Origin of the sequence: Streptomyces sp. KPB2 (genome assembly GCF_003950055.1) — a bacterium.
GTDB lineage: Bacteria > Actinomycetota > Actinomycetes > Streptomycetales > Streptomycetaceae > Streptomyces > Streptomyces salinarius.
This window is the reverse complement of record NZ_CP034353.1, coordinates 2,116,988-2,137,812: the sequence shown is the minus strand read 5'-3', so window position 1 is coordinate 2,137,812 and position 20,825 is coordinate 2,116,988. Positions and strand designations below refer to the sequence as shown.

The window sequence follows — 20,825 nt, the reverse complement described above, 5'->3', positions numbered from 1 at the left end:
TCGCCTGAGACCCGCGCGCCGCACAGCGGGCAACGACCGAGGGCCCGTCCCCCTGCCACGGCAGGGGGACGGGCCCTCGTCACGTGCGGCTCACTGACCGCCGTACGTCTTGCTCATGTTCTGGTACATCGCCTCGGCCGCCCGGCCCAGCTGCGGACCCGCCAGCCAGGTGTTCTCCAGCGGGCCGATCGAGGTGTTCGAGACCAGCTTGGTCTCCCCGTCCACCACCCGGAACCAGCCGCCGCCGGACGAACCGCCGGTCATGGTGCAGCCGATGCGGTACATCGTCGGCAGCGACGGGCTCAGCGACAGCCGGCCGGGCCGGTCGACGCACTTGAACATCTCCAGGCCGTTGTACGGCGGGGCCGCCGGGTAGCCCCAGGCGCCCATGCTGGACACCTCCGTCGCCGACGGGGCGGAGAAGTCCACCTCCAGCGCGGCGCCGACGGTCTCCTCCAGCGACTTGCTGCCCTGCTCCGGCTTCACGTGCAGCACCGAGTAGTCGTACGCGGCCCCGTCGCCGCCGCTCTCCGAACCGCCCTGGATCCACTGGTCCGAGGTCGACGCCCAGTCGGCCCACCAGGTGCCGTACGGCGCCATCTCGGTGGTCGTCGCGTTCGCCAGCTCCGCCTCGGACTTGCCGTAGTCGTTGTACGACGGGACGAAGGCGATGTTGCGGTACCAGCCGCCGCTGCCGCCGGCGTGCACGCAGTGGCCCGCCGTCCACACCAGGTTGGACTTGCCGGGGTGGTTCACGTCCTTGATCACCGTGCCGGAGCAGACCATCGAGCCCTCGGGGGAGTCGAAGAAGACCTTGCCCACCGGGGCGGCGTTCTCGTGGTACGGCTTCTTCTCGGCCACGGCCTCGACGGGCGCCGGCTCCGGGTCGGTGGCGCCCTGGTCGGCGGCCGCGTCCTTGGTGGTGACGGTCTTGTCGGCCTCCTTCGCGGACTTCATCCGGTCCGGCTGCCACAGGCCCTCGATCACCGGGTTGACGAAGTCCTTGGCCTCACTGAGCCACTTGTCCTTGTCCCAGTTCTTCCAGCCGCCCTCCTTCCACTGGTCGACGTCGATGCCGTGTTCCTTGAGCCGGTCCGCGAGGCCGGCCGGCAGACCGCCCTCGCCGCCACCGGCGGCGCCGGTGTCGGCGGCCTGGGAGGTGCCGCCGCCGGGCTCGGCGTCGGCCTTGTCCTGCTCCGACCCCCCGCAGGCGGTCGCGGTGAGCGTCAGCGCGGCGACCAGGCCGGCCGCGGTGAGAGCGGTGCGCCGGCCGCGCCGTGGCGCGGCGGACGTACGTGTGGAACGCATGGTGCGGGGACCCCCGTTGAGACGTGTGAATGCGTGATTGTCTGTCATGGATGCGCGGTGGGGTGCCGGCCTCGGCCCGGCGCACCCCACCGTGCGGCCGGCTCAGCGCAGGCGACGCCCGCTCACTGACCGGCGAACTTGCCGCTCACCGCGTCGAACACGCCCTTGGCCTCCTTGCCCAGGCGCGGACCGGCCAGCCAGCCGGCCGTCACCGGGCCGATCGACGTGTTGGAGACCAGCGCGGGCTTGCCGTCGGAGCCCGCGGCGATCCAGCCGCCGCCGGACGAACCGCCGGTCATGGTGCAGCCGATGCGGTACATCGTCGGGTCGGAGGCGTTGATCGACAGCCGGCCGGGCTTGTCCTGGCACTGGTACAGCTTCTGGCCGTCGTACGGCGGCGCGGCCGGGTAGCCGATCGCCTTCATGCTCTCGACCTCCGGCACGGCGGGCGCGTCGAAGTCGACCGGCATCGCGGCGCCGACCGTCTCCTCCAGCGACTTGCCGCCGCTGCCCTTCTCCGGCGTCACGTGGATCACGGCGAAGTCGTACGAGGCGCCGTCACCGCCGGTGGCGCCACCCTGCTCGATCCACTGGTCCGAGGTCTGCGCCCAGTCGCCCCACCAGACACCGTAGGGAGCGAGCTCCTCCTTGGTGGCCTTCTGCAGTTCCTCCATCGACATGTCGGCGTCGTTGTACGACGGCACGAAGGCGATGTTGCGGTACCAGCCGCCGCTCTTGCCGGCGTGCACGCAGTGACCGGCCGTCCAGACCATGTTGGACTTGCCGGGGTGGGCCGGGTCCTTCACGACCGTCGCCGAGCACACCATCGAACCCTTGGGGGAGTCGAAGAGGAGCTTGCCGGCCGTGGCGGCGCTGTCGTGGTACTTGGCCGGTACGGCCTCCGCCTCCACCGGCGCCGGCTCCGGGTCGGTGACCCCCTGGTCACCGGAGATGTCGTTGTCGTCGACCTCCTGGTCCGGCTCCTCGGCGTCCCGCATCCGGTCCGGGTCCCACAGGCCCTCGATGATCGGGTTGACGAAGTCCTGCGCCTCGCGCAGCCAGTCGTCCTTGTTCCAGTTCTTCCAGGCGCCGTTCTTCCAGTCGTCGACGTCGATCCCGTGTTCCTTGAGCTTGTCCTTGATGTGGTCCGGGATCCGGATGCCTCCGTTGCCGTCGTCGACGGCGGAAGCGGAGGCCGAGGCGTCGCCGCCCGCCTCGGGGTCGCCGTCCTCGCACGCCGTGGCGGTGAGCGCGAGCGCCGAGACGAGCGCCACGGCGGCGGCCGCGGAGGAGGTCCCGCGCCGCCCGCGTCTGTTTCCGCGCGTGCTGAACGACGGCCGTATGGATCGCATGGTGTTGACTCCCCCTGCTGTGAACGAACGTGGTGCAGTGGCCGCGCCGCCCGGCGGAACCGGCCCGGTCTCCCGGGGCCCGGTTCCGCGCAGCGGCTGCCACCTGGAACGGCACCACACACTATGCGCCCGCTGTGGGGGACTTCCGACGGAACGGCAACGGTTCGGACACAGCCGTCCGACCGGGGCTGTTCGGCGGCGGCGCCCGCACGCCGGCGAGGGACGCCGCGGACGCCGGCGCCGGTCGTCGGTGCGGCCGGGGAGCACGGCATCGAGCCTAAGGATCTTCGGGCAACCCGTAACCCACCGCGCGTGCCGCGGTTGCTAGCGGTGGGGGGTCCGCTGTCGCGACGCGGTCCTCCGTGCCGAGGGCGGGCCCGGCACGACGCGCCGGGTCGGACAGCGGGAGGTCGAGAAGCCGTGGCGGGATCCGCGTACGAGGGGTTTGCGGGCGGCGACGGCGAGATCGCCGCACCTCGGAGCATGGAGGGGGAGAGCCCCGGACGCCGTGGCCGCCCCGGCCGAGAGGAAGCCGGCCCCGAGAGCGGCGAGTCGGGGCGGGGCCGGCCCGTGAACGTCCGGTCCGAGGCCGGCCGGTCCGAGGACGACGCGGGGCCGCGGGGCGTCGGGCCGAGAGGCGCACCGAGGCGTCAGCCGACGCGGGAGACCGCGGCGCGCACCTACCCGCGCGCCCTGCCGGTCGTCCCCGTACGCGCCCGAGGGCTGACCGTCGAGGACGCCGCCGGCCGCCGGTACCTGGACTGTTCCTCCGGATCGGGGGCCCTGGCCCTTGGGCACAATCACCCCGTCGTGCTGGAGGCGATCCGCAGGGTTCTCGACTCGGGGGCTCCGCTGCACGCCATGGGCCTCACCACCCCGGTGGAGGACGCGTTCGTCACCGAACTCCTGCGCACCCTCCCGCCCCGGCTCTCCGCCCACGCGCGCGTGCGGTTCTGCGGACCCGGCGGTACCGACCCGGTCGACACCGCGGTCGCCCTGGCGCGCGCCGCCACCGGGCGGGCCCCGGTCGTCACCGTCACCGGCGCCCACCACCGCGCGGCCGCCGGGGCGTGCTGCCCGGCCGACGCGGGAGAACCGCCCGCCGGGGTCCTCCTGGAGCCGGTACGGGGCGCGGACGGTGTACTGACCGTGCCGGACGCCTGGCTGCGCGACCTGCGACGGATCACGGCCGAACGGTCCGTGCCGCTCATCGCCGACGAGACCGAGACGGGGGTCGGCCGGACCGGCGCCTTCTGGGCGGTCGACCACAGTGGAGTCACTCCCGACGTGCTGATCCTCTCCAAGGCGATCGGCGGCAGCCTGCCGCTCGCCGCGGTGGTCCACCACGACGCCCTCGACGGCCACGACGCCCTCGACGCCCTCGACGACCATCTCGACGGCCACCGGCACGACTCCGACGGCCACCGCGCCGGCTTCCCCCGGCACCGTGCCGGAGCGTCCGGTGCCGCCACCTTCCGCGGCAACCAACTCGCCCTGGCCGCCGGTGCGGCGACCCTGGCCCACGTCCGCGAGCAGCGCCTCGCCGAGCACGCCGCCACCCTCGGTGGCCGGATACTGTCCCGACTGCGCGATCTGGCCGCGGAGTTCGCCTGCGTCGCGGACGTGCGCGGGCGCGGCCTGATGATCGGCATGGAGCTGGCGCCGCCGGACGGTGCACTCGACGGCACCCCCGCCGACGCGGACCCGCCCCACACCGGGAGTGAACTCGCCGCCGCCGTCCAACGGGAGTGCCTGCACCGCGGCCTGATCGTGGATCTCACCGGACCGGCCGGGAACGTCGTGCGCCTGCTGCCACCCCTGATCGTCACCGAGGAGCAGACGTCGGCGGTGCTGGACCGCCTGGCCGACGCGGTGCAGGCGGTGGACCGGCGCCGCGACGGCCACGTCCCACCCCACCGGGCGCACGTCCCGCACTGACATCCGCCGCCGCTCCCCGCCCCGCTCCCGCACGTCACGAGGACCGAGTTGCACACCACCCCCACACATGAACCGCCGCCTGCCGAACCGCCCGGGCCGCGGCCGACCGCCACCACCCCCTCGGACCACCCCGGTCCCCGCGACTGCCCAGACCGCGCACACCCCAGCGACCGCCTCGACGCCTACGCCGTGGCGCAGGCCGCGGCCGTCGAGAACCTGCTCCGTTGCTGGGTCCGTGAGGCCGGCGTGCCCGCGCCCGACAACGGCGTCCTGCACCTGCTGCTCCCGGCCTGCGGCACGGCCCTGGCCGTCCCCGTGTCCTACTGGTCCCCGACCGGACTGCACCGCTTCGGCCTCCCCCGGCTGGCCGGCGCCCCCTCCTCGGCGCCGCCCGTGGACGCCCTCACGCTCGCCGCGCTGCTCGGACGGGAGGCCCCTGGCGTCCCGGGGCCCGCCGGGCCCGACCTCGTCGCGCGCGTGGCCGACTCCGTCCGCCGTACCGCCGTAATCCTCCGCGACCGCGCGGAACGCCCCGGCGGTGCCACCGGTCGTCCGGCTCCCGCATCCGAGGACCTGTTCCTCGCCGCCGAACAGGCGCTGCTGCTCGGGCACCCGCTGCACCCCACGCCCAAGAGCCGTGAGAACCTCACCGACGCGGAGGCGCGGCGGTACTCGCCCGAACTGCGCGGCTCCTTCCCCCTGCACTGGATGGCCGTCGCCCCGTCCGTACTCGCCACCGACTCGGCCTGGACCGAGCGCGGGCGCCCGGTCGCCGCACCCCGGCTGACCGCACGCCTCGCCGCGGACGGCCCGGCCCCGCCGGACGGATACGCGCTCCTTCCGCTGCACCCCTGGCAGTTCCGCGCCGTCACCCATCGGCCCGAGGTCGCCGCACTGCTGGAGGCCGGACTGCTCAGGGACCTGGGAGCCCGCGGCGCCCCGTGGCATCCCACCTCCTCCCTGCGGACCGTGCACCGCACCGGCGCCCCCGCCATGCTCAAGCTCTCGCTGGCGCTGCACATCACCAACTCCCGCCGCGAGAACCTCCGCAAGGAACTCCACCGCGGCGTCGAGGTCCACCGCCTGCTGCGACGCGGACTGTCCCGCCAGTGGCAGGCCGCCCACCCGGCCTTCGACATCGTCCGCGACCCGGCCTGGCTCGCCGTCGACGGACCGGACGGCGCCCCCGTGCGCGGGCTGGACGTCGTCATCCGTCACAACCCGTTCCTGCCCTCGGACGACGTCTCCTGCGTGGCCGGCCTCGCCGCGCCGCGACCGCACCCGCGGGCGGACCGCCCCGACGCGCGCACCGCCGGCGCTCCCGCCCCACGCTCCCGGCTGGCCGAGGTCGTCACCGGGCTCGCCGGGCGGACGGGCCGCCCGGCAGGAGCCGTCGCCACCGAGTGGTTCGGGCGCTACCTCCACCACGTCGTACGTCCCGTCCTGTGGCTGGACGCCCACGCGGGCATCGCTCTGGAAGCGCACCAGCAGAACACGCTCGTCCTGTTGGACGCCGACGGCTGGCCCGCCGGCGGCCGCTACCGCGACAACCAGGGCTACTACTTCCGGGAGTCGAGACGCACGGAACTCGACGCCCGGCTGCCGGGGCTCGGCGCGCACAGCGACACCTTCGTGGCCGACGAGGTCGCCGACGAACGCTTCGCCTACTACCTCGCCGTCAACAACGTGTTCGGCCTCATCGGCGCCTTCGGCGCCCAGGGTCTGGCCGACGAGCGGCTGCTGCTCGCCGTCTTCCGCCGCTTCCTCGGCGAGCTCGCCGCCGCCCCGGCCCCGGGGGGCGGACGGCTCCCGGCGCACCTCCTCGACTCACCCGTCCTGCGCTGCAAGGCCAACCTGCTGACCCGCCTGCACGGCCTCGACGAACTCGTGGGGCCGGTGGACACCCAGTCCGTCTACGTCACCATCGCCAACCCGCTGCGCGCCTGACCGGCCCGCCGCCCCGACCCCGTTGACTCGGGCACCCCGCCCCTCCCCGAAAGAGCGACCCCATGACGTCCACCGACGCGAGTGCCGACGACACCCTGGACCTGCACCTGCCCGAGGAGTTTGTCGCGCTCTTCCGGAGCGGGGCGGACGACCCCGCCGGGACGGGAACGGCACGCGCGCGTGAGGATCTCCTCGACCGCGTCGCCGACTGGGGGCCGATCGACACCCCCGTGGGCGCCTTCCACCTGGTACCCGTCGAAGTCGAACGGCACGTTCCGCTGATCGCGCGCTGGATGAACGACCCGGCCGTCGCCGCCTACTGGCAGCTGGCCGGACCACAGAGCGTGACCGAGGACCACGTACGCGCCCAGCTCACCGGCGACGGCCGCAGCGTCCCGTGCGTCGGGGTGCTGGACGGGGTGCCGATGAGCTACTGGGAGATCTACCGGGCCGACCTCGACCCGCTGGCCCGGTACTGTCCCGTACGGCCGCACGACACCGGCGTTCACGTCCTGATCGGCGACGACGCGGATCGCGGACAGGGCATCGGCACCGCGCTGATCAGGACCGTCAGCGACCTCGCCCTCGCCGCCCGGCCCGCCTGCACGCGGGTGCTCGCCGAACCGGACGTCCGCAACGCACCCTCCGTCGCGGCGTTCCTCGGCGCGGGCTTCCGCTTCCACACCGAGATCGACCTGCCCGGCAAGCGGGCCGCCCTCCTGGTCCGGGAACGGACGGCGCCCGATTCCCGGTGACCCGCGCCGCCCTCCGACCCGTCCCGTCCGTCCAGGAGCCACCCTTGCACCCGCCGTCGCCACCGCCTCCGCACCGCCGCGGCACGTCTGACCCCGGCAGTCCCTCGCCCCTCGTACGCGCCTTGCCGACCCGTTTGTCAGTGCCGGGCCGTAGGGTGGTCGCGCTATGACGAAGCCCTCACTCCCCGAACTCCTGCACGCCGCCGTCACCGCCGTCGGCGGCACGGAGCGGCCCGGTCAGGTGGCCATGGCCGAAGCCGTCGAGGAAGCCATCGACGGCGGCTCCCATCTGCTGGTCCAGGCCGGCACCGGCACCGGAAAGTCGCTCGGCTACCTGGTGCCCGCCCTGGCCCACGGGGAGCGGGTGGTCGTGGCCACGGCGACCCTGGCCCTGCAACGCCAGTTGGTCGAGCGGGACCTGCCCCGCACGGTCGACGCGCTCCATCCGCTGCTGCGCCGCCGCCCGGAGTTCGCGATGCTCAAGGGCAGGTCGAACTACCTGTGCCTGCATCGGCTGCACGAGGGCGTCCCGCAGGACGAGGAGGAGGGCCTCTTCGACCAGTTCGAGGCCGCCGCACCCACCAGCAAACTGGGCCAGGACCTGCTGCGGATGCGCGACTGGGCCGACGAGACCGAGACCGGCGACCGCGACGACCTCACGCCGGGCGTCTCCGACCGCGCCTGGTCGCAGGTGTCGGTGTCCTCCCGGGAGTGCCTGGGCGCCACGAAGTGCGCCTACGGCGCCGAGTGCTTCGCCGAGACGGCCCGGGAGCGGGCCAAGCTCTCCGAGGTCGTCGTCACCAACCACGCGCTGCTCGCGATCGACGCCATCGAGGGTGCGCCCGTCCTGCCGCAGCACGAGGTGCTGATCGTCGACGAGGCGCACGAGCTGGTCTCCCGGGTCACCGGGGTCGCCACCGGCGAGCTGACCCCCGGCCAGGTCAACCGCGCGGTCCGCCGCGCCGCGAAGCTGGTCAACGAGAAGGCCGCCGACCAGCTCCAGACCGCCGCCGAGGGCTTCGAGCGGCTGATGGAGCTGGCGCTGCCGGGCCGCCTGGAGGAGATCCCGGAGGACCTGGGCTACGCGCTGATGGCACTGCGGGACGCCTGCCGCACGGTCATCTCGGCCATCGGCACCACCCGCGACAAGTCCGTGCAGGACGAGGACGCGGTCCGCAAGCAGGCGCTGGCGTCCGTGGAGTCCGTGCACGACGTGGCGGAGCGGATCACGAACGGCTCGGAGTGGGACGTCGTCTGGTACGAGCGGCACGAGCCCCGTGGCGGAGCCGCGTATCGGCCCAGTGGGGCCTCGCTGCGGGTCGCCCCGATGTCCGTCTCGGGGCTGCTGCGGGAGAAGCTCTTCACCGACCGCTCCGTGGTCCTGACCTCCGCGACCCTCAAGCTGGGCGGCGACTTCAACGGCGTCGGGGCGTCGCTCGGCCTGGCCCCCGAGGGCACCGAGGGCGAGGACGTGCCCCAGTGGAAGGGCGTCGACGTCGGCTCGCCCTTCGACTACCGCAAGCAGGGCATCCTCTACGTCGCCAAGCACCTGGCCCGCCCCGCCCGGGACGGCGACCGCGGCGACATGCTCGACGAGCTGACCGAGCTGATCCAGGCCGCGGGAGGCCGCACGCTGGGGCTGTTCTCCTCGATGCGCGCGGCCCAGCTGGCCGCCGAGGAACTGCGCTCGCGCATCCCGGAGTACCCGATCCTCCTCCAGGGCGAGGAGACCCTCGGCGAGCTGATCAAGAACTTCGCCGCCGACCCGCGGACCTGCCTCTTCGGCACCCTGTCGCTGTGGCAGGGCGTCGACGTCCCCGGGCCGAGCTGTCAGCTCGTCGTCATGGACAAGATCCCGTTCCCGCGTCCGGACGACCCCCTGATGAGCGCCCGCCAGAAGGCGGTGGAGGAGGCCGGGGGCAACGGCTTCATGGCGGTCGCCGCGACGCACGCCGCGCTGCTGATGGCCCAGGGCGCGGGCCGGCTCGTCCGGGCGTCCGGCGACCGCGGGGTGGTCGCCGTACTGGACCAGCGGCTGGCGACGGCCCGGTACGGAAGCTATCTCAAGGCGTCCCTGCCGGACTTCTGGTTCACCACGGACCGCAACCAGGTCCGCAAGTCGCTCGCCGCGATCGACGCGAAGGCGCGGCAGACCGAGGCCGCAGGGCAGGCGGAGAGCGGCTGACAGCGCGGGGCCCCGGAACCGGCGCAGAGGTTCCGGGGCCCGGTCGGGTCGGCGGGGCGCGGTCGCGCGTACCCGCCCGCCGTGGCGCTCAGACGCGACGCAGTACGGCCACCACCTTGCCGAGGATGGTCGCGTCGTCACCGGGGATCGGCTCGTAGGCCGCGTTGTGCGGGAGGAGCCAGACGTGGCCGTCCTCGCGCTTGAAGCGCTTGACGGTGGCCTCGCCGTCGAGCATCGCGGCCACGATGTCGCCGTTCTCGGCGACCGGCTGACGGCGGACCGTGACCCAGTCCCCGTCGCAGATCGCGGCCTCGATCATCGAGTCGCCGACGACCTTCAGCACGAACAGCTCACCGTCGCCGACCAGCTGCCGGGGGAGCGGGAAGACGTCCTCGACGGACTCCTCGGCCAGGATCGGGCCACCGGCGGCGATGCGCCCGACGAGCGGCACGTACGACGCGGCCGGCTTTCCGGCGGTGTCCGTGGGCTGCACCGAGGCGGCCTGGTCGGAGCCACGCACCTCGTAGGCGCGCGGGCGGTGCGGGTCCCTGCGCAGGAAGCCCTTGCGCTCCAGAGCCATCAGCTGGTGTGCCACGGAGGAGGTGCTGGAGAGGCCGACGGCCTGGCCGATCTCCCGCATCGACGGCGGGTACCCGCGCCGCTGCACGGAGTCACGGATGACCTCGATCACCCGGCGTTGGCGGTCGGTGAGTCCTGAGCTGTCCGCCCGGATGCCGGGAGGTCGCCCCGGCAGGGAGCGCTTGTGCCCCTCGGGATTCGTGGCGTCGCTCATCGCGTGCACCGGCTCAGGTCGGCCCTGGGGGCGTTCCTGGGCAGTGATGGTGGCACTGTCGGCGGTGGTGGTCACGTCGGCCCCTCTCGATGGTCTCCCTGCTGCACAACGGTAGTAGCTTTCGAAAGGTTGCGCCAAACACACGTTCGAGTGAAAAACCGCGATTCTCTCGTCCGTATTGCATGTCTGGGTGTATGGCTACCGTTGTGCCTGGCGGACAAAAGGGCTTATTGCTGTACTCTTCACCGCCGTGGTGACAACCTCCGGGATGTCGCTCCAGTCTGCCATCCGGCATCCCGTTCGACGGGGCGGGTCTCCCATCTGTTGCGGTAGTCCCACGTCCCCTCCCCGCGGCGCCCACGGTATCTCCGCATGCGCGCCCTTCGGGGCCCGGAGCGCGCGTACGCGCGGGCGCGACACGCGTGCAGGGCCTGGATGTATGAGCCAATCCCCACATCTAGTGGTTGGATTGCATCAGCAGCCCACAAGTTGTGGTCCCCCGGGTCTTCGGGCCCGTCGCGATCGCCTATGCTGGGGGCTGCTTCGAGGGGCCCGAAGGGTCTGTCGAGGCCGTTGAGTCTGCTGTGAGGAGGGTTCGGAGTCCATGCACTGCCCCTTCTGCAGGCACCCCGACAGCCGTGTCGTCGACAGCCGTACGACCGACGACGGCACGTCGATCCGCAGGCGCCGCCAGTGCCCTGACTGCTCCCGTCGGTTCACGACCGTGGAGACGTGCTCGCTCATGGTGGTGAAGCGGTCCGGGGTCACCGAACCGTTCAGCCGGACCAAGGTGATCAACGGAGTGCGCAAGGCCTGTCAGGGCCGGCCCGTCACCGAGGACGCGCTCGCACAGCTCGGCCAGCGGGTCGAGGAGGCGGTGCGGGCCACCGGAAGCGCCGAGCTGACCACCCACGACGTGGGGCTGGCCATCCTCGGACCCTTGCAGGAACTCGACCTCGTCGCCTATCTGCGGTTCGCCTCGGTCTACCGGGCGTTCGACTCGCTCGAGGACTTCGAGGCCGCGATCGCGGAACTGAGGGAGACGACGGGGCACCCCGGCGAGGACGACGACACCGGCGCGGGGAGCCAGGAGAACGACCGCGGGCCCACGGGGGCGGGACAGGTCCCCGAGCCCGCAGGCGCCGCCGACTGATCGGCGGGCCGGACCCGGACTTCGGCGCCCGGGCCCGGCCGGACGGCGGCGAACAGAGACCTGTTGCGGGCGCAGCGAGAGATGCCCGCAACACCAGACAGAACACCGTGCCCACGGGAACAATCGGGGCACTTCAGGGCGTTTTCGCCCGTACAGGGAGGCGGCATGACAGAGACGGCGAGCGGTCCGGCACGGAGTTCCCGCGCCAAGGGCACCAAGGCGGGCAAGGGACTCCGCGTCGAGCGCGTCCACACCACTCCCGGCGTCCACCCCTACGACGAGGTGGCCTGGGAGCGTCGTGACGTCGTCATGACCAACTGGCGCGACGGCTCGGTCAACTTCGAGCAGCGTGGCGTCGAGTTCCCCGAGTTCTGGTCGGTGAACGCGGTCAACATCGTCACCAGCAAGTACTTCCGGGGCGCCGTGGGCACCCCGCAGCGCGAGGTGAGCCTCAAGCAGCTCATCGACCGCATCGTGAAGACGTACCGGAAGGCCGGCGAGGACAACAAGTACTTCGCCTCGCCCGCCGACGCCGAGATCTTCGAGCACGAGCTGGCCTACGCCCTCCTGCACCAGATCTTCAGCTTCAACAGCCCGGTGTGGTTCAACGTCGGCACGCCCCAGCCGCAGCAGGTCTCCGCCTGCTTCATCCTGTCCGTCGACGACTCCATGGAGTCGATCCTCGACTGGTACAAGGAAGAGGGCATGATCTTCAAGGGCGGCTCCGGCGCCGGCCTGAACCTCTCCCGGATCCGCTCCTCCAAGGAGCTGCTCTCCTCCGGCGGCAACGCCTCGGGACCGGTCTCCTTCATGCGCGGCGCCGACGCCTCCGCCGGCACCATCAAGTCCGGCGGCGCCACCCGTCGCGCGGCCAAGATGGTCATCCTCGACGTCGACCACCCCGACATCGAGGACTTCATCGAGACCAAGGTCAAGGAGGAGGAGAAGATCCGCGCCCTGCGCGACGCGGGCTTCGACATGGACCTGGGCGGCGACGACATCACGTCCGTCCAGTACCAGAACGCCAACAACTCGGTCCGTGTGAACGACACGTTCATGAAGGCCGTGCAGGACGGCGGCAAGTTCGGCCTGACGTCCCGCATGACCGGCGAGGTCATCGAGGAGGTCGACGCCAAGGCGCTGTTCCGCAAGATGGCCGAGGCCGCCTGGGCCTGCGCCGACCCGGGCATCCAGTACGACGACACCATCAACGCCTGGCACACCTGCCCGGAGTCCGGCCGCATCAACGGCTCGAACCCGTGCAGCGAGTACATGCACCTGGACAACACGTCCTGCAACCTCGCCTCGCTGAACCTGATGAAGTTCCTGAAGGACGACGGCAAGGGCAACCAGTCCTTCGACGCCGAGCGCTTCTCGAAGGTCGTCGAGCTCGTCATCACCGCGATGGACATCTCCATCTGCTTCGCGGACTTCCCGACCCAGAAGATCGGCGAGAACACCCGCGCCTTCCGCCAGCTCGGCATCGGCTACGCCAACCTCGGCGCCCTGCTGATGGCGACCGGCCACGCCTACGACTCCGACGGCGGCCGCGCCCTGGCCGGCGCCATCACCTCCCTGATGACCGGCACGTCGTACCGCCGCTCCGCCGAGCTCGCCGCCATCGTCGGCCCGTACGACGGCTACGCCCGCAACGCCAAGCCGCACCTGCGGGTCATGAAGCAGCACTCCGACGAGAACGCCAAGGCCGTCCGCATGGACGACCTCGACACGCCGATCTGGGCCGCCGCCACGGAGGCCTGGCAGGACGTGCTCCGCCTCGGCGAGAAGAACGGCTTCCGCAACTCCCAGGCGTCCGTCATCGCCCCGACCGGCACCATCGGTCTCGCGATGTCCTGCGACACCACCGGCCTCGAGCCCGACCTCGCCCTGGTCAAGTTCAAGAAGCTGGTCGGCGGCGGCTCGATGCAGATCGTCAACGGCACCGTCCCGCAGGCCCTGCGCCGCCTGGGTTACCAGGAGGAGCAGATCGAGGCGATCGTCGCCCACATCGCCGAGCACGGCAACGTGGTCGACGCGCCCGGCCTGGCGCACGAGCACTACGAGGTGTTCGACTGCGCGATGGGCGAGCGCTCCATCTCCGCGATGGGCCACGTCCGCATGATGGCCGCCATCCAGCCGTGGATCTCCGGCGCCCTGTCCAAGACGGTCAACCTGCCGGAGTCGGCGACCGTCGAGGACGTCGAGGAGGTCTACTTCGAGGCGTGGAAGATGGGCGTCAAGGCGCTCGCCATCTACCGCGACAACTGCAAGGTCGGCCAGCCCCTCTCCGCGAAGACCAAGTCGGCCAAGGACGAGAAGGCGGAGATCACCGAGAAGACCGAGGCGGCCATCCGCGAGACGGTCGAGAAGGTCGTCGAGTACCGTCCGGTCCGCAAGCGCCTTCCGAAGGGACGGCCCGGCATCACCACGTCCTTCACCGTCGGCGGCGCCGAGGGCTACATGACCGCCAATTCCTACCCGGACGACGGTCTCGGCGAGGTCTTCCTCAAGATGTCCAAGCAGGGGTCGACCCTCGCGGGCATGATGGACGCCTTCTCCATCGCGGTCTCCGTCGGCCTCCAGTACGGCGTGCCGCTGGAGACGTACGTCTCGAAGTTCACGAACATGCGCTTCGAGCCGGCCGGTATGACGGACGACCCGGACGTGCGGATGGCGCAGTCGATCGTCGACTACATCTTCCGCCGCCTGGCGCTGGACTTCCTGCCCTTCGAGACGCGCTCCGCGCTCGGCATCCACTCCGCCGAGGAGCGCCAGCGCCACCTGGAGACGGGTTCGTACGAGCCGTCCGACGACGAGCTGGACGTCGAGGGCCTGGCCCAGTCGGCGCCGCTCGCCCAGGTGAAGGCCGTCGCCACGCCGAAGGCCGAGGCCGAGTCCGCCAAGCCCGCGCCGCAGCAGGCGCACACCAGCGCCGAGCTGGTGGAGATGCAGCTGGGCATCCAGGCCGACGCCCCGCTGTGCTTCTCCTGCGGCACGAAGATGCAGCGCGCCGGCTCCTGCTACATCTGCGAGGGCTGCGGCTCGACCAGCGGGTGCAGCTGACGCGTAGCCGCTCGTAGTGGCTCATGAGTAAGGGGCGACCGCCTTGGCGGTCGCCCCTTACTCATGCACGGCACCGTCAAGGCCGGTGCGGGGCGCCCATCACACGGGTGAACGTCGAGGGGTCCCCCTCGAAGCCGTGCACGCCGGACCGGAACTCCCACGCCCCCGTCTCGTCCCGGACGAACTCCGCGACCGTCGCCGCCGTGGCGTCCGGGACACCGGCGAAGTCCTCCGAGGCCAGGTCCGTGTACCCCTCACGGATGCGCAGGCCCGGGTTGGCGACCGCGGCGAAGGTCCGCTCCTCGGAGTGCTGCTGGATGGCGACGCCGACCACCACGCGCGCGTACCGGGCGGCGAGCCGCTCCAGCTCCAGCGTCATGACCTCGTCGAACCCGAAACCCTTGCCGTCCTTGCTGTCCCGGTTGAGATAGATCGTGCCGTCGGGCGAGCGGCTGTCGAAGTGCACCAGATAGGCCGGAGCGCCGTACGGATCGTCCACCGGGTAGGTCCCGGCGACGAGGTCCAGGTCGGCGGCCGGCTGTCCCGCCGGACTCGGGTCCCACCGCAGCGCGACCTCGACCTTGCGCATGCCCTTGCTGAGGCCGTTCACAGACTTCCCCTTCCCAGGTCCCCCGCCCTGCCCGGCCCTCCGAACTGCCGGGCGGTGACGGCCGGTTGTCCATCCTGCCACGCACCGGGACGGGGGTGCGGGCAAGCGGTCCCGCGGAGAGTGACCGGTGCCACGTTCCCTGGCCTTACCATGGCGCGGTGCTGGTCAAGTGGATTCGCTGCACCGTGGTGGACCGCCGCGGTTTCGAACGGGGGCAGCGGAAGTGGGCGGGGCTTCCGGGGGAGCCGGGTTTTCGGGGACAGGGGGGTGGCTGGAGCCGGACGCGGCCGGACGTGGCGCACGTCTTCGCCTTCTGGGAGAGCCGTGCCTTCTACGACTCCTTCATGGCCCGCTCCCACGACAGGCTGGCATCGGCCCAGGCCGGCACCTTCAAGGACGCCCAGGTCAGGCTCTTCGACCACCGGTTCGACGTGAAGACCGGGTTCGAGCCGCGCTTCACCGACGCCGACCTGCTCCGGGTGGCGCTGTGCCGGGTCCACGAGGAACGGGCCGAGCACTACGTCCTCATGCAGGAGAAGGTCTGGAACCCGGCGATGGCGGGCTCGCCGGGCATGATCCGCGGCCTGTTCGGCGAAGCCCCGGGAGACGCCTACAACGAGTACCTCGTGCTGTCCATGTGGCTGTCGGCCGCCGAGCACGGGAAGTACCGCACCGAGCGTATCGAGCGGCTCGCCCTGCGCGCCCGGACGGAGGCCGACATCACGGCCCTGACCGGCGACATCGTTCAGCTGGAACCCTCCTGGACCGTTTGAGACCCCCGGCCCGGCCTCCCGCCCGGGTGCGGAAGCCGTGTGAGGTGTGTGTGATGTACGCCGTACGGGAACGTACGGGTGCTTGGTTCCGGCCGTCTCGATCTAGGGTTCTGGCATGGCACGACCACGGCGCATCGTTCTTGTCCGGCACGGCGAGTCGACCGGCAACGTCGATGACACCGTGTACGAGCGCGAACCCGACCACGCGCTGGCCCTCACGGACCGGGGCCGGGCGCAGGCCGAGGAGACCGGCAAGGCGCTGCGCGAGGCGTTCGGCCGCGAGCGGGTCAGCGTGTACGTCTCGCCGTACCGCCGCACCCACGAAACTCTCCAGGCCTTCCACCTCGACCCGGACCTGATACGGATCCGTGAGGAGCCCCGGCTGCGCGAACAGGACTGGGGCAACTGGCAGGACCGCGACGACGTCCGGCTCCAGAAGGCCTACCGCGACGCCTACGGGCACTTCTTCTACCGCTTCGCCCAGGGCGAGTCCGGCGCCGACGTGTACGACCGCGTCGGCAACTTCCTGGAGAGCCTGTTCCGCAGCTTCGAGGACCCCGACCACCCGCCGAACGTGCTGCTGGTGACCCACGGACTCGCCATGCGGCTGTTCTGCATGAGGTGGTTCCACTGGACGGTCGCGGAGTTCGAGTCGCTGTCCAACCCCGGGAACGCCGAGATGCGGATGCTCGTTCTCGGTGAGGACGGCAAGTACACCCTTGACCGGCCCTTCGAACGCTGGCGAGATCCGGAACCGTACGGGATCACCGGATAGAGTGGCAGGGCGATGACCGCTCATTCTTCTTCCGACGGGCGCCCGGACCGCGCCCTTTCCAGCCTGCGCGGACTGTCGGTGGGGGACGCGCTGGGTTCACAGTTCTTCGTTCCCGCGAACTATCCGCTGCTGGGACGCCGTGAGCTGCCGCCCGGCACCTGGCAGTGGACGGACGACACGGAAATGGCCTGTTCCGTGGTCTCCGTCCTGGCCGCCCACCACCGCATCGACCAGGACGCGCTGGCGCTCTCCTTCGCCCACCACCACGACTTCGACCGGGGGTACGGCCCCGCGGTCAACCGGCTGCTGCGGCTGGTCCGGGAAGGCGGCGACTGGCGCGAGCTGGCCGCGGCGCTCTTCAACGGCCAGGGCTCCTGGGGCAACGGCGCCGCCATGCGCATCGCCCCGCTGGGTGCCTGGTACGCGGACGATCCGGAACAGGCGACCCACCAGGCGGAGATCTCCGCCTATCCGACGCACCAGCACCGTGAGGCGGTGGTCGGGGCCATGGCCGTCGCGGCGGCTGCGGCCCTGGCCGCCGATCCGGCCGGTCCGCCCCCGGCGCACGCGCTCCTCGACGGGGTGATCGCGCTCGTACCCAAGAGCGCGGTGGGCGCCGGACTGCGTCGCGCCCGGGACATGCTCGACTACGGCGACGCGGCCACGGTCGCGGCGGTCCTGGGCTGCGGCCGGCGTACGACCGCGCACGACACGGTTCCCTTCGCCCTCTGGTCCGCGGCCCGCGCGCTCGGGGAGTACGAGACCGCGTTCTGGACGACCGCACAGGTCGGCGGAGACGTGGACACGACCTGCGCCATCGTGGGCGGTGTGGTCGCGGCGGGCAAGGGCGGAGCGCCCCCCGCCGAGTGGGCGGGACGGGTCGAGGCGCTGCCCGCCTGGATGACGGTGGGCGCCTGACCGGATCCGCGAGCCGGCCGGGCGGGCTCCGGCGGGCGTGCTGGACGCCCGCCGGTGGCTTCCGCCCGGCCCGCGGTGTCGTGGGCTCAGCCCACGCCCGGACCGGCCGAGCCGGACAGGGCCTCCAGGTCGCTCTTCCGTACCCGGATCACCAGCCACGCCGTGGCCAGGGCGAGTACGGCCATGGCGGCGGCCGGGACGAAGGCGGCCGAGATGCCCTGCGCCAGCACGTCGTGCGACCACGGCGCGGGCAGCTGGTGCGTCTGGGCGAACTCCGCCTTCTGCTCCGGAGACCCGTTGGTGAGGAAGTCCGGTATCTGCTTCTCCGCCTCGTCCTTACTGGCCGTGCCGAAGACCGTCGTCAGGATGGCGAGCCCGATCGATCCGCCCACCTGCTGCATCGCGTTGAGCAGCCCCGACGCCGCGCCCGCCTCGTGCTGGGCGACCCCGGAGACCGCGGTCAGCGTCAGCGTCACGAAGTTCAGGCCCATGCCGAAGCCGAAGATCAGCATCGGCCCCAGAATGCCGCCGACGTACGAGCTGTCGGAGCTGATGAGGGCCTGCCAGCCGAGCCCGATCGCGGCGAGCGTGGAACCCGCGATCATGAACGGCTTCGGGCCGAAGACGGGAAGGAATCGCTGCGACAGGCCCGCACCGAGCGCGATCACCACCGTGACCGGCAGGAAGGCCAGGCCGGCCTCGATGGGCGTGTAGCCGAGCACGTTCTGCACGAACAGCACGATGTAGAAGAACATGCCGAACATCGCCGCGGCCAGGCTCAGCATGATCACGTACGTGCCGGAGCGGTTGCGGTCGGCGAACATCTTCAGCGGGGTGATCGGTTCCTTGGCCCGCTGTTCGATGAGGACGAAGGCCAGCAGCAGGACCGCGGCGGCCGCGAAGGAGCCGATGGTCAGGTTGTCCCGCCAGCCCTCGTCAGCGGCCCGGATGAAGCCGTAGACGAGAGACGCCATGCCCGCGGTGGAGGTCACCGCCCCGGCTATGTCGAAGCGGCCGGAGTGGCGTTCGGACTCGTTGATGTAGAGCGGTGCGAGTACGGCGATCAGCACACCGATCGGCACGTTGACGAAGAGCACCCAACGCCAGTCGAGCCACTCGGTGAGCATGCCGCCCGCCAGCAGGCCGATGGCGCCGCCACCCGCCGAGACGGCGGCGAAGACGCCGAAGGCCCGGTTGCGCTCCGGTCCCTCGGGGAAAGTGGTGGTGATGAGGGCCAGCGACGTGGGCGACGCGATCGCGCCTCCCATGCCCTGCAGGACGCGCGCCGCCAGCAGCTGCCAGGGTTCCTGGGCGAAGCCGCCGAGCAGCGAGGCGAAGGTGAAGAGCAGGATGCCGGTCATGAAGACCCGGCGCCTGCCGAGGATGTCGCCGGCTCGGCCGCCGAGCAGGAGCAGGCCGCCGAAGGTGAGCGTGTAGGCGCTGACGACCCAGGTGAGATCGGTGGTGCTGAACTCGAGCGCGTTTTGAATGTGCGGGAGCGCGATGTTCACAATCGTCGCGTCGAGTACGACCATGAGTTGACAGGCCGCGATGACGGCGAGTGCGATGCCGGGGTGTCCCTCCCGGCGGGCCGCTCCCGGCTTCTGGTCTTTGATCAGAGAAGAGGTTGTCACTATGTGTCCCCCACGAATGACTTAGTGAACGCTCGCGTTCACTGTTGCTTCAACGTTAGTGACTCGGCGACAGTGAACGCAACCGTTCACTTGCCGAGGTGTCGCGCGTCCGATCCCCCGTTGCGGCCGCGCGAGACGCGTCTCGTCCCCGAATACCCGTTTTCACCGTTTTTTGGAGACCTCCGACATGGTTGCTTCGCACTGGGCGGCCGCCTCCGCCCAGACGCCCTCCCGTCGGCGCGGTGCGGTCCTGGAGCGCGCCATCCTCGAGGCCGCGCTGGACCAGCTCGGCACCGTCGGCTGGAACGGCCTGACGATGGAAGGCGTGGCCGCCGGCGCGCAGACCGGCAAGGCGGCCGTCTACCGACGCTGGCCCTCAAAGGAGGATCTCGTCGCGGACGCGCTGCTGTCCGGACTGCCGGACTTCGACACGGTCCCCGACCTCGGCAGCGTGCGCGAGGACCTGCTGGAGCTGTGCCGCAGGGCGCGCGACGCGATGTTCTCCCGCCCCGGATTCGCGTTGCGTTCGGTGATTCACGAATGCGACAGCATGCAGGCCGAGCGCTTCCATGCGGTGATCATCAAGGGTGTGGTGGAACCGACCCTCACGATGATCTGCGAGGTCATAAACCGTGGAATGGAGCGGGGAGAGGTCCGTCGCGACGCGGCCAACGGATACGTCTTCGACGCCATCCCGGCGATGATGATGTACCGCTCGAAGATTTGTGCAAGTGAATGGACGGACGGCGAGCTCGAGGAAATGATCGACCAGTTGATGGTCCCGCTGCTGCGTCCCGACGCTCCCTGAACCGGGCCGCCGAGGGGGCCGGAACCGATCGGGGAACCGGGGTGTCGCACGGGGATCGCGGCGGCGTAGGCTAGGGGCGCCATGCCGTACGAACCACCTACTCACACCGTCGAGCGCTCCCTTCGCGCCACGACCGGAGCGAAGATCATTGCCGGTGTCGACGAGGTGGGGCGCGGCGCGTGGGCCGGTCCGGTCACCGTCTGCGCCGCGGTCACGGGACTGCGGCGGCCCCCGGCCGGTCTGACCGACTCCAAGCTGCTCACCGTCAAGCGACGCACCGAGCTCGCCGTGGAGTTGCACACCTGGGTCACGTCGTACGCCCTGGGGCACGCCTCTCCGGAGGAGATCGACGCGCTGGGCATGACGGCCGCGCTGCGGCTGGCGGCGGTGCGGGCCCTGGAGGCCCTGCCGGTCCGTCCCGAAGCCGTCATCCTCGACGGCAAGCACGACTATCTCGGGGCCCCTTGGCAGGTGCGTACGGTGATCAAGGGCGATCAGTCCTGCGTCGCCGTCGCGGCGGCCTCGGTCCTCGCCAAGGTCCAGCGCGACAAAATGATGGCCGAACTGGGTGTCGACCATGCAGACTTCGGTTTTGCGGACAACGCCGGGTATCCGTCGCCCGTGCACAAGGCCGCACTGGAGGAGCGGGGCCCCACCCCGCACCACCGGTTGTCGTGGGCGTATCTTGATGCGCTGCCCCAGTGGCGGCACCTCAAGAAGGTCCGCAGTTGGGTGGACGGAAGCGCTCCGGAAATCGAGGGTCAGCTCGGCTTCGATTTCTGACGGTTCGGCTCGCAGGCATGTGCCACCCGC

General features: G+C 71.3%; 16 protein-coding genes. 11 read left to right on the top strand and 5 right to left on the bottom strand.

The window, feature by feature from the left end; all coding sequences use genetic code 11:
• Positions 1 to 90: 90 nt before the first annotated feature.
• Together D1J63_RS09155 and D1J63_RS09150 are read right to left on the bottom strand one after the other, a co-directional pair.
• Entirely contained in the window at positions 91 to 1,308 is a 1,218-nt protein-coding gene (locus tag D1J63_RS09155) for a hypothetical protein (RefSeq protein ID WP_125628517.1), read from the bottom strand.
• A gap of 122 nt (positions 1,309 to 1,430) precedes the next feature.
• A complete protein-coding gene (locus D1J63_RS09150; protein ID WP_102927299.1) occupies positions 1,431 to 2,660 on the bottom strand; it encodes a hypothetical protein in 1,230 nt (409 codons plus the stop codon).
• Positions 2,661 to 3,230: 570 nt separating this feature from the next.
• Between D1J63_RS09150 and D1J63_RS09145 the strand changes: the two genes are divergently transcribed.
• The 4 genes from D1J63_RS09145 to D1J63_RS09130 all read left to right on the top strand — a co-directional run bounded on the left by D1J63_RS09145 (position 3,231) and on the right by D1J63_RS09130 (position 9,485).
• On the top strand, positions 3,231 to 4,598 hold the full coding sequence (locus D1J63_RS09145; RefSeq protein ID WP_241235539.1) for an aminotransferase class III-fold pyridoxal phosphate-dependent enzyme: 1,368 nt from the start codon (positions 3,231 to 3,233) through the stop codon (positions 4,596 to 4,598).
• A 189-nt stretch (positions 4,599 to 4,787) separates the two neighbouring features.
• Complete coding sequence (locus tag D1J63_RS09140) at positions 4,788 to 6,545, top strand: IucA/IucC family protein (protein ID WP_241235538.1); 1,758 nt, start codon at positions 4,788 to 4,790, stop codon at positions 6,543 to 6,545.
• A gap of 62 nt (positions 6,546 to 6,607) precedes the next feature.
• Positions 6,608 to 7,300: a GNAT family N-acetyltransferase gene (locus tag D1J63_RS09135; RefSeq protein ID WP_125628515.1), complete on the top strand. Its 693-nt coding sequence runs from the start codon at positions 6,608 to 6,610 to the stop codon at positions 7,298 to 7,300.
• A gap of 166 nt (positions 7,301 to 7,466) precedes the next feature.
• Positions 7,467 to 9,485, top strand: coding sequence for an ATP-dependent DNA helicase (locus D1J63_RS09130; RefSeq protein WP_102931389.1), 2,019 nt, complete (start codon positions 7,467 to 7,469; stop codon positions 9,483 to 9,485).
• Positions 9,486 to 9,573: 88 nt separating this feature from the next.
• Here D1J63_RS09130 and lexA read toward each other — a convergent pair whose 3' ends face one another.
• Positions 9,574 to 10,353 carry a transcriptional repressor LexA gene (lexA, locus tag D1J63_RS09125; protein ID WP_061442172.1) on the bottom strand — a complete coding sequence of 260 codons (780 nt, stop codon included), beginning with the start codon at positions 10,351 to 10,353 and terminating at the stop codon, positions 9,574 to 9,576.
• Positions 10,354 to 10,882: 529 nt separating this feature from the next.
• Between lexA and nrdR the strand changes: the two genes are divergently transcribed.
• Both nrdR and D1J63_RS09115 read left to right on the top strand, forming a co-directional pair.
• Positions 10,883 to 11,431, top strand: coding sequence for a transcriptional regulator NrdR (gene nrdR / locus D1J63_RS09120; RefSeq protein ID WP_125628514.1), 549 nt, complete (start codon positions 10,883 to 10,885; stop codon positions 11,429 to 11,431).
• Between the two features lie 165 nt (positions 11,432 to 11,596).
• Positions 11,597 to 14,494 carry a vitamin B12-dependent ribonucleotide reductase gene (locus D1J63_RS09115; RefSeq protein ID WP_125628513.1) on the top strand — a complete coding sequence of 966 codons (2,898 nt, stop codon included), beginning with the start codon at positions 11,597 to 11,599 and terminating at the stop codon, positions 14,492 to 14,494.
• A gap of 76 nt (positions 14,495 to 14,570) precedes the next feature.
• On the opposite strand, the gene D1J63_RS09110 is transcribed toward D1J63_RS09115, so the two are convergent.
• Entirely contained in the window at positions 14,571 to 15,104 is a 534-nt protein-coding gene (locus D1J63_RS09110; protein ID WP_125628512.1) for a TerD family protein, read from the bottom strand.
• Positions 15,105 to 15,262: 158 nt separating this feature from the next.
• Between D1J63_RS09110 and D1J63_RS09105 the strand changes: the two genes are divergently transcribed.
• The 3 genes from D1J63_RS09105 to D1J63_RS09095 all read left to right on the top strand — a co-directional run bounded on the left by D1J63_RS09105 (position 15,263) and on the right by D1J63_RS09095 (position 17,570).
• The gene (locus D1J63_RS09105; RefSeq protein ID WP_102931385.1) at positions 15,263 to 15,877 is read left to right on the top strand and encodes a YdbC family protein; all 615 of its coding nucleotides are present in this window, start codon (positions 15,263 to 15,265) and stop codon (positions 15,875 to 15,877) included.
• Between the two features lie 115 nt (positions 15,878 to 15,992).
• Complete coding sequence (locus D1J63_RS09100; RefSeq protein WP_125628511.1) at positions 15,993 to 16,652, top strand: histidine phosphatase family protein; 660 nt, start codon at positions 15,993 to 15,995, stop codon at positions 16,650 to 16,652.
• A gap of 12 nt (positions 16,653 to 16,664) precedes the next feature.
• Positions 16,665 to 17,570 carry an ADP-ribosylglycohydrolase family protein gene (locus D1J63_RS09095; RefSeq protein ID WP_125628510.1) on the top strand — a complete coding sequence of 302 codons (906 nt, stop codon included), beginning with the start codon at positions 16,665 to 16,667 and terminating at the stop codon, positions 17,568 to 17,570.
• Positions 17,571 to 17,656: 86 nt separating this feature from the next.
• Here the strand turns inward: D1J63_RS09095 and D1J63_RS09090 are convergent, their stop codons facing one another.
• Positions 17,657 to 19,204, bottom strand: a complete 1,548-nt coding sequence (locus D1J63_RS09090) for an MFS transporter (protein WP_102927154.1) — start codon at positions 19,202 to 19,204, stop codon at positions 17,657 to 17,659.
• A gap of 187 nt (positions 19,205 to 19,391) precedes the next feature.
• On the opposite strand from D1J63_RS09090, the gene D1J63_RS09085 reads away from it, so the two are divergent.
• Together D1J63_RS09085 and D1J63_RS09080 are read left to right on the top strand one after the other, a co-directional pair.
• Complete coding sequence (locus D1J63_RS09085; protein ID WP_125635334.1) at positions 19,392 to 20,012, top strand: TetR/AcrR family transcriptional regulator; 621 nt, start codon at positions 19,392 to 19,394, stop codon at positions 20,010 to 20,012.
• Between the two features lie 81 nt (positions 20,013 to 20,093).
• Complete coding sequence (locus D1J63_RS09080) at positions 20,094 to 20,795, top strand: ribonuclease HII (protein ID WP_102927156.1); 702 nt, start codon at positions 20,094 to 20,096, stop codon at positions 20,793 to 20,795.
• Positions 20,796 to 20,825 lie beyond the last annotated feature (30 nt).